The 8485-nt window shown below is 70.0% G+C and carries 9 protein-coding genes; 6 read left to right on the forward strand and 3 right to left on the reverse strand.

Going from position 1 to position 8485, the window contains the following annotated elements:
* On the reverse strand, positions 1-2321 hold a 2321-nt coding region (locus ACK5IN_RS08785), incomplete at its 3' end, for a DNA gyrase/topoisomerase IV subunit A (RefSeq protein WP_416895811.1).
* Between the two features lie 75 nt (positions 2322-2396).
* Here ACK5IN_RS08785 and ACK5IN_RS08790 point away from each other — a divergent pair.
* Entirely contained in the window at positions 2397-3539 is a 1143-nt protein-coding gene (locus tag ACK5IN_RS08790) for an alkaline phosphatase family protein (protein WP_416895812.1), read from the forward strand.
* A gap of 3 nt (positions 3540-3542) precedes the next feature.
* On the opposite strand, the gene sepH is transcribed toward ACK5IN_RS08790, so the two are convergent.
* Positions 3543-4589 (reverse strand): septation protein SepH, encoded by a 1047-nt coding sequence (gene sepH / locus ACK5IN_RS08795; RefSeq protein WP_416895813.1) that lies wholly within the window; start codon positions 4587-4589, stop codon positions 3543-3545.
* Between the two features lie 198 nt (positions 4590-4787).
* Here sepH and ACK5IN_RS08800 point away from each other — a divergent pair, with 198 nt between their 5' ends.
* Positions 4788-5081 carry a DUF4193 domain-containing protein gene (locus tag ACK5IN_RS08800; RefSeq protein ID WP_416895814.1) on the forward strand — a complete coding sequence of 98 codons (294 nt, stop codon included), beginning with the start codon at positions 4788-4790 and terminating at the stop codon, positions 5079-5081.
* Here the strand turns inward: ACK5IN_RS08800 and ACK5IN_RS08805 are convergent.
* The gene (locus tag ACK5IN_RS08805; RefSeq protein ID WP_416895815.1) at positions 5056-5571 is read right to left on the reverse strand and encodes a DUF3093 domain-containing protein; all 516 of its coding nucleotides are present in this window, start codon (positions 5569-5571) and stop codon (positions 5056-5058) included. The genes ACK5IN_RS08800 and ACK5IN_RS08805 overlap by 26 nt on opposite strands.
* A gap of 12 nt (positions 5572-5583) precedes the next feature.
* On the opposite strand from ACK5IN_RS08805, the gene dut reads away from it, so the two are divergent.
* From dut to ACK5IN_RS08825, 4 genes are all read left to right on the forward strand, one after another.
* Entirely contained in the window at positions 5584-6048 is a 465-nt protein-coding gene (dut, locus tag ACK5IN_RS08810; protein WP_416895816.1) for a dUTP diphosphatase, read from the forward strand.
* Complete coding sequence (locus ACK5IN_RS08815) at positions 6045-6662, forward strand: DUF3710 domain-containing protein (protein ID WP_416895817.1); 618 nt, start codon at positions 6045-6047, stop codon at positions 6660-6662. The genes dut and ACK5IN_RS08815 overlap by 4 nt, the downstream gene beginning before the upstream one ends.
* A complete protein-coding gene (locus ACK5IN_RS08820; protein WP_416895818.1) occupies positions 6659-7420 on the forward strand; it encodes a DUF3159 domain-containing protein in 762 nt (253 codons plus the stop codon). The genes ACK5IN_RS08815 and ACK5IN_RS08820 overlap by 4 nt, the downstream gene beginning before the upstream one ends.
* A gap of 151 nt (positions 7421-7571) precedes the next feature.
* Positions 7572-8485, forward strand: a 914-nt coding sequence (locus ACK5IN_RS08825) for an aconitase family protein (protein WP_416895819.1), incomplete at its 3' end; no start/stop codon positions are given.

The following is an 8485-nucleotide window of genomic DNA, read 5'->3' on the forward strand; positions in this document are numbered from 1 at the left end:
GTTCCCACCCAGGCCAGCGTGAGGGTGTCTTCGCCCTTGAGCAACCGCTGCGCACGCACTCCGGCCGTCGCGCGCCCCTTGGCGGGGAACTCCGCTAGCGTGGTGACCTTCGCCGAGCCCGCGTCCGCACCGGCCAGCGCCAGCGACGAACCGGCGATCGTGACCACGACGGTGTCGTCCTCCGCAGGTGGCACGACACCGAAGAACACCACCCGTTCACCGTCGGCGACGCGGATGCCGCCCATTCCCGCCGCGCTGCGCCCCTGCGGTCGCACCGCGGCGGTATCGAAGCGCAGCAGCTGGGCGTTGCTCGTGACGAACACCAGCTCGCCTCCATCGGGCGCGACATCGGCGCCGACGACGCGGTCACCGGGCTTGAGCGCGATGATCTCGACATCGTGCTTGGCACCCAGCTCTGCCGCGGCGACGCGCTTGACGATGCCCTGCGCCGTGCCCAGTGCCAACGGCGGGTCGCCGGCGAGCGGCACGAGTGCGACGACGTGCTCTCCCGGCGCGAGGCCGAGATACTGGTCGACGGGCGTGCCTGCCGACAGCTGCACCGAGTTGCCTGGAACCGCGGGCAGGTCGACAGGGGAGAAGCGCACGAGCCGGCCCGTGCTGGTGACCGCGCCCAGATCGCCGCGCGTGGTCGTCTCCACCGACGAGCGCACGGCATCGTGCTTCGCCCGGCGCGCCGGCGGCACGATGCCCCCGCCGTCTTCGTCGAGCGGCACCCGCACCATACGACCGGTTGCCGACAGGATCACGCGGCACGGCGCGTCGGCGATCTGCAGGTCGGGCGCGGCGCCACGCGCTGGACGCGCCGCGACGGGGCCGCCGTCGAGCAGCAGGGTGCGACGCGGGGTGCCATACGCGTCGGCAGCCGCCTCGAGCTCGCCGGCGACCTCGAGCCGCAGCAGCGACGGGTCGCCGAGCAGTTCGACCAGCGCGGCGATCTCGGCGTGCAGCGCGTCGCGCTCTGCTTCGAGCTCGAGCCTGGAGAACTTCGTCAGTCGCCGCAGGCGCAGCTCGAGGATGTACTCCGACTGCCGCTCGGAGAGATCGAACACGCTCTGCAGGCGCGCGCGTGCCTGTTCGCCGTCGTCGGAGGTGCGGATGACCTGGATGACCTCGTCGATGTCGAGGATCGCGATGAGCAGCCCCTCCACGAGGTGTACGCGCTCCCGCTTGCGGGCGAGCCGGTACTCGCTTCGCCGGGTGACGACGCGCAGCCGGTGGTCGAGGTAGACCCGCAGCAGCTGCTTCAGACCGAGCGTCTGCGGCTGCCCGTCGACCAGGGCGTTGTTGTTGATGCCGAAGGAGTCCTCGAGCGGGGTCAGCCGGTAGAGCTGCTGCAGCACTGCCTGCGGGTCGAAGCCGGTCTTGATCCCGATGACCAGGCGCAGCCCGTTCTTGCGGTCGGTGAGGTCGGTGACATCCGAGATGCCGGTGAGCTTCTTCGCCCCCACCGCGTCCTTGATCTTCTCGATCACGCGCTCGGGGCCGACCAGATACGGCAGCTCGGTGACGACGATGGCTGTGCGCCGCGGACCGATCTGCTCGACACTCGTCTTCGCGCGGGTGCGGAACGTGCCGCGCCCGGTGGCGTACGCATCCTTGATGCCGTCGAGGCCGACGATCACACCGCCGCCGGGCAGGTCGGGTCCCGGCACGAACTCCATGAGCTCTTCGAGCGTCGCCTCGGGGTGCGCCAACAGGTGCACGGCGGCGCTGACGACCTCGATGAGATTGTGCGGCGCCATGTTCGTGGCCATGCCGACGGCGATTCCGCTCGTGCCGTTGACCAGCAGGTTCGGGAACGCCGCGGGCAGCACTTCGGGCTGCTGAAACTGGCCGTCGTAGTTCGGGATGAAGTCGACGACGTCCTCGTCGAGGTGCTCGGTGAGCGCCAGCGCCGGAGGAGCGAGACGCGCCTCGGTGTATCGCGATGCGGCCGGCCCGTCGTCGAGCGACCCGAAGTTGCCGTGACCGTCGACGAGTGGCACGCGCAGCGAGAACGGCTGCGCGAGTCGCACCAGGGCGTCGTAGATGGCCGCGTCGCCGTGCGGGTGCAGCTTGCCCATGACCTCGCCGACCACGCGGGCGCTCTTGACGTGCCCGCGGTCGGGGCGCAGCCCCATCTCGGCCATCTGGTACAGGATGCGACGCTGCACGGGTTTGAGGCCATCGCGCGCATCGGGCAGGGCACGCGAGTAGATCACCGAGTACGCGTACTCGAGGTACGATCCCTGCATCTCGGCGGAGACGTCGACGTCTTCGATGCGTTCGTGGATCGGCTGCGGCGAGGGTCGTTCGGGCATGCGGTTCCGTGTCTCGGGAGGGTCGGGGTCCGGGTCGCGTGCGCGCCTCGCGAGGCGTGTGCGAGACTTGCTCGGATGCCGTTCAGCCTACCCGCGGAGCCCGCGCACACCCGGCGCCTCACCGACGTGTGGCCCAACGTGATCGCCGCCGTGGACGGTGACGACACAGGGTGGTTCCCGCCTGCGCGCAGCGGCATCGTGCTGATGGTCGACGGTCTGGGCGCCCGCAACCTGTCGTCCCGTCGGGGGCATGCGCGCTTCCTCGCCGATCGGCTCACGAAGAGGTCCGTCGCACACACGACGTTCCCGTCGACGACGGCGACCGCGTTGACCTCGCTGATGACCGCTAGGCCGGCCGGCGAGCACGGCATCGTCGGGTATCGCGTGCGCGTTCCCGGCTCGGACGTCATGGCCAACCAGCTGTCGGGCTGGGAGGATTCGGGGCTCGACCCGCTGATCTGGCAGCGTAGCGACACCGTGTTCGAGCGTGAGTCGGTGCGCGGCCGGGCGTGCGTCGTCGTCACGCGCAGCCAGTACCGGGGGACAGGCTTCACGACGGCCGCCTTCCGCGGCGGCCAGTTCATCGGGATCGACGATCTCGCCGAGCGGGTGGAGGCCGCGGTGGAGGCGGCCGCGTCGCATCCCGGCGCCCTCGTCTACCTGTATCACCCGGATCTCGACCGCATCGGCCACGCACACGGGTGGGAGTCCGAGAAGTGGGCAGCGGCGCTGGAGAAGCTGGATGCCGCGGCGGCGGCGCTGCACGCGCAGGCGGCCCGGCGCGGCGTGGGGGTGCTGGCCACCGCCGACCATGGGATGGTCGATGTGCCACGGCACCGGCACGTGTTGCTGGGCACCGGCGACGCGCTGCTCGATGGTGTGCGGCATCTCGGGGGAGAGCCGCGCGTGCTGCACCTGTACGTCGACGACGAGGCGGCGCTCGATGAGGTGATCTGCCGCTGGCGCGCGTCCGAAGGTGAGCGCTCGTGGGTGCTGACGCGTGCGGAGGCGATCGATGCCGGTCTGTTCGGGCGGGTCGATCCCGAGGTGAGACCTCGGATCGGCGACGTCGTGGTGGCGGCCCGTGCCCGGATCGCGTACTACGACGATCGCGTCAACGATACATCTGCACAGCACATGGTCGGCCAGCACGGCTCGCTCACCGACGAGGAGCGCGCCGTGCCGCTCATCGGCCTCGGCGCGTTCGCACAGGCCTGAGCGTCAGAAGTCGTCGGACCGAGCACCGAAGACGATCTCGTCCCAGGACGGCATCGCCGATCGGCCCTTGCGTCGTCCCGATTCGCCGGCCGCCACGGTCGCCGGTTCGCGGGTGGGCTCGTCGGGCTGGTCGGCACCCTGCTCCACCGCGTCGTCATAACCGGGCTCGAGGGCGTCGAACAGCGCGATGGGTGTGTGCGCGTCGTCGTCGTGAGACGCCTGCGGCTGCGGCTCGCGCTCACCGCGGCGGCGCCGCAGCGCCTCGAGCAGGTCCGCTGTCTCGGCACTGGTGGCGTTCGTGTCGGGTGCGCGCTTGATCGCCGCGGCATGCACCGCGGCCGTCGTCGGCTCGGTCATCGGCGGTGCCTCGAGGTCGGCGGCCGGCTCCGGAATCCGACGCGGGCCGAACGCACCGCTGTCGAACCGCGAGTCGTCCTTCATCGTCGGCGGCGTGTCCACTGCTCGCAGGCGCGGGATCAGCCCTTCGGGAAGCGGGCCCTGCCGGGACAGCTGCACGGCCTCGGAGTTGAGAGGCGTAAGGGTGCTGCGCTTGGGCTCGAAGCCCCAGCGTGCGTCACGATCGACCTCGCCGGCGGTGAACTCGAGCTTGACCACCCAGCCGGACTCTTCCTTCCAGCTGGTCCAGCGCTCGCCCACGGCACCGGCCTCTGCGAGCTTGCCGCGGATCGCCGTGCCGAACGAGGGGAGCCCCTCGTGCTCGAGATCGCCTGCCAGCAGCACAGGGACGGCGAGCGCCTGGCCGACGATGTGCTCGCGCTCGGCGAGCACGGGTCCTTCGAACCGGGCCACGTCCTCGACACGCGCACCGAGCAGATCCGCGACGTCCTGCGCGGACAGGCCGGCGCGGATGTGCGCCTGGATCTCTCGGGGGCTCGGCTTGTTCGCGGTCGCCTCTGGATCGCGATGCTGCCGAGCACGGCGCGTCTCCGCCCTGAGCACCTCGTCCAGCGGGAGCGCGAAGCGATCGCCCGACTCGGTCGCCAGGACGAGGGTGTCGTCCTCGGTTCCGATGACCTTGAGCTGCTCCATGCGACTGCCTCTCCGGTTGGTTTGCGCCCATGGTGCCACGTCGGTCACCGACATCCCGGAATAACGTGGGCGCGCCGCGAGTTTCATCCGCGACACACCCGAACGCGCATTTGCACAATAGAACGCCGTCGTGCAGACTATCGCCGCCCGACCGACTGCGCACGGGCCCCCGAGCACGAGAAAAAGAGACGATCACGCATGGCTACCGACTACGACGCACCTCGTAAGAGCGAAGACGAGAGCGAGTCGATCGAGGCGCTCAAGGAGCGCGTTCCCGACAAGCTCTCGGGTTCGGTCGACGTCGAAGACGCAGACAACCCGTCGGGGTTCGAGCTGCCCGGAGCGGACCTCTCCGACCTCGAACTCGACGTCGTCGTGCTTCCCCCGCAGGAGGACGAGTTCACGTGCATGAGCTGCTTCCTGGTCAAGCACCGCTCCCAGGTCGACCACGAGGGCCCCGACGGCTTCATCTGCCGGGAGTGCGCCGCCTGACCCGCGCCGCGTCGATCGCGGCCGCGAGACGATCTGGCGTCCGCGACGACAGCACCCACACCGGAACGGGGTCGGCGGGATCCTCCACGGGCACTGTCACGACACCGTCGACGCCGCCGCGGATCAGATGCCACGACCGCGGATCGAAGTCCGTGCCGCGGCGCCTCCGGGCGTCGGGCCCGCGATGCTGCTCCGGGTGACCGAGATACCGCGCGTCGATGCGCGCGCGACCCGCATACAGCCATTCGCCTCTGACCGCGATCACCGGCGACGTCACGATCAGCAGCACGATCACGAGGACCGCGACGAGCACGCCGATCGCCAACGCGACGATCTGATCGACCCGCACGAGCACCAGCATCGCCATCGGCGCGACGATCACGGCGGCCATGAAAACCCCCAGCGAGGGAGTCAATCGCTCCCGATACGTGACCTGCGCGGGCGCGTGCGCGCTATGAGTCGGATGAGTGCCCTGCGTGCTGTTCTGCATTACCCTCGATGAGTGCCCGAAACCGTCGATGTTCCCATTGTCGCACCCGAACCGCCCGCCTACGCTCACCCGGGAGACGCCGGTGCCGATCTCGTCGCCGCCGAAGCGGTGCGGCTCGAGCCCGGGCAGCGTGCGCTGGTCGGGACGGGTGTGCGCATCGCCCTTCCCGACGGGTACGCCGCGTTCGTCGTTCCGCGCAGCGGGCTGGCCGCCCGGCACGGCATCACGATCGTGAACTCGCCAGGAACGGTGGATGCCGGCTACCGCGGCGAGATCCGGGTCGCACTGCTGAACACCGACGCCGAAGAGGCCTACGACATCGCCGTGGGCGATCGCATCGCGCAGCTGATCGTGATGCCGGTGCTGCGCACGAACTTCGTCCCGGTCGCCGAGCTGCCCGACAGCGTACGCGGGCAGGACGGGTTCGGCTCGACGGGCTATCAGGGCACACCCGAGCAGAAGGGAGCACTCCGATGAGTGACGAGCAGACACCGGCACCGGTCGACGCGCCGACGCAGATCGATTCGCCAGCGCGGGCCGATCGAGCGATCACCGGGCCGTTCGACGTGTCCGAGGCGAACCCGGTGCGCCCCTACATCGACCTCGGCGGCATCAAGATCCTGCCTCGCGAAGGGCTGAACCTCCGGCTCGAGGTCGAGGAGCAGACCAAGCGCATCGTCGCCGTCGGGCTCGACTACGCCGATTCCACGATCCAGGTGCAGCCGTTCGCCGCCCCGCGCACGACCGGCCTGTGGGCCGAGACCCGCGACCAGATCCGCGAGCAGGTGCGCCAGCAGGGCGGCCGCGTCGAGGAGCGGGAGGGCCCGCTCGGTCTCGAGCTGCTCGCCGAGGTTCCCGTGGCCGCAGCCGACGGCGGCAAGCCGGGCCGCCGGCTCGCACGCTTCATTGGCGTGGACGGACCCCGATGGTTTCTGCGTGGTGTCATCGGCGGCGCCGCTGCGTCCGATCCGGAGGCGGCCGCTCGTGTCGAGGACCTGTTCCGCTCGATCGTCGTCGTCCGCGGCGGGTCGCCCATGCCGCCCCGGGACCTGATCCCGCTGCGCATGCCGGCGACCCCGGGATCGGCGTGAGCAGACCCGAGGGCGAGGAGGAGTCGGGCGCCGCGTCCGACATCCTCGGTGCGGCGCTCGGCGCCGCCGCACGTAAGGCCGGGCTCGATCCGGCTGCCGAAGCGACCACCGGTCACGTCGTGTGGCGGGCGATGGGCGGCTGGCGCGGAGTTCTCGAATCGGTGCTACCAAGCCTCGCCTTCCTCGTCATCTACACCGTCGCGCAGCACCTGCTGCTCGCCCTGGCGATCTCGGTCGGCCTGGCCGTCGTCTTCACCGTGGTGCGACTGGCGGCGAAGTCTCCGCCGAGCGCCGCGCTCGGCGGCCTGATCGCCACCGGGGCCGCCGCCGCGCTCGCGCTGTGGACGGGCCGCGCCCAAGACAACTTCGTGCTCGGCTTCGTCACCAACGGCGCATACGGCACGGTACTGCTCGTGTCCGCCGTGATCGGCTGGCCGCTGATCGGGCTGGCGGCGGGCTTCCTCATGGGCGAGCGCACAGAGTGGCGCACCGATCGTCGCAAGCGGCGGGTGTACTTCTGGCTGTCGATCGCCTGGGCCGCCCTGTTCGCGCTGCGGCTGGCGGTGCAGTTGCCGCTGTACTTCGCTGCCGGTGGCGCGGTTCCGGGCTCGCCCGACGAGGTCGCGCTGACCGGGGCGCTGGCGGCCACGAAGCTGGTGATGGGCATCCCGCTGTTCGCACCGCTGGTCGCTGTGACGTGGCTCGCCGTCCGCGCGCTGAATCCCCGTGGCGGTGGGTCGGAGCGCCCTCCAGAGTGATATATTTATCTTGACATCAAGATAAATTCCTCCCAACGCGGCAGGGGAAGCGGGTTAGGGGAACCTGACTAGCCATGCCGCGGAGACGGGGGGAGGATGGGGTTGCCGGAGCGCAGACGTTCCCGCCCCGCCGCCGACGAAGGAGCCAGACGTGTCCACGGTTGACAGCTTCGGTGCCAAGAGCACCCTGACGGTCGGCAGCACCGACTACGAGATCTTCCGCATCGCCACGGTCGCGGGCTACGAGAAGCTTCCGTTCAGCCTCAAGGTGCTGCTCGAGAATCTGCTGCGCACCGAGGACGGCAAGAACGTCACGAGGGCGCAGATCGAAGCGCTCGGCAACTGGGATGCCGCGGCCGAGCCCGACACCGAGATCCAGTTCACCCCGGCCCGGGTGGTCATGCAGGACTTCACCGGCGTACCGTGCATCGTCGATCTGGCCACGATGCGCGAGGCCGTCACGGCCCTGGGCGGCGATCCGAACAAGATCAACCCCCTCTCGCCCGCCGAGATGGTCATCGACCACTCCGTCATCGCCGACCTGTTCGGCACCGAGAACGCGCTCGAGCGCAACGTCGAGATCGAGTACGAGCGCAACGGCGAGCGCTATCAGTTCCTCCGCTGGGGCCAGACCGCGTTCGACGACTTCAAGGTAGTGCCGCCCGGCACCGGCAGTGTCCACCAGGTGAACATCGAGCCCCTGGCGAAGGTCATCTACGACCGCGCCAACGGCAGCGCGTTGCAGGCGTACCCCGACACATGCGTCGGCACCGACTCGCACACCACGATGGTCAACGGACTGGGCGTGCTCGGCTGGGGCGTCGGCGGCATCGAGGCCGAGGCGGCGATGCTCGGCCAGCCCGTGTCGATGCTCATCCCGCGCGTCGTGGGCTTCAAGCTGACCGGCGCGATCCCAGCCGGCGTCACCGCGACCGACGTCGTGCTCACGATCACCGACATGCTGCGCGAGCACGGCGTGGTCGGCAAGTTCGTCGAGTTCTACGGCGAAGGCGTGGCATCCGTTCCGCTGGCCAACCGCGCCACCATCGGCAACATGAGCCCCGA

Source organism: Microbacterium sp. (assembly GCF_047971895.1).
Lineage (GTDB): Bacteria > Actinomycetota > Actinomycetes > Actinomycetales > Microbacteriaceae > Microbacterium.

Coding starts and splice junctions, on each gene's coding strand:
- ACK5IN_RS08800 (WP_416895814.1), top strand. CDS start 4,788: ATGGCTACCGACTACGACGCACCTCGTAAGAGCGAAGACGAGAGCGAG.
- ACK5IN_RS08805 (WP_416895815.1), bottom strand. CDS start 5,571: ATGCAGAACAGCACGCAGGGCACTCATCCGACTCATAGCGCGCACGCG.
- ACK5IN_RS08815 (WP_416895817.1), top strand. CDS start 6,045: ATGAGTGACGAGCAGACACCGGCACCGGTCGACGCGCCGACGCAGATC.
- ACK5IN_RS08790 (WP_416895812.1), top strand. CDS start 2,397: ATGCCGTTCAGCCTACCCGCGGAGCCCGCGCACACCCGGCGCCTCACC.
- sepH (WP_416895813.1), bottom strand. CDS start 4,589: ATGGAGCAGCTCAAGGTCATCGGAACCGAGGACGACACCCTCGTCCTG.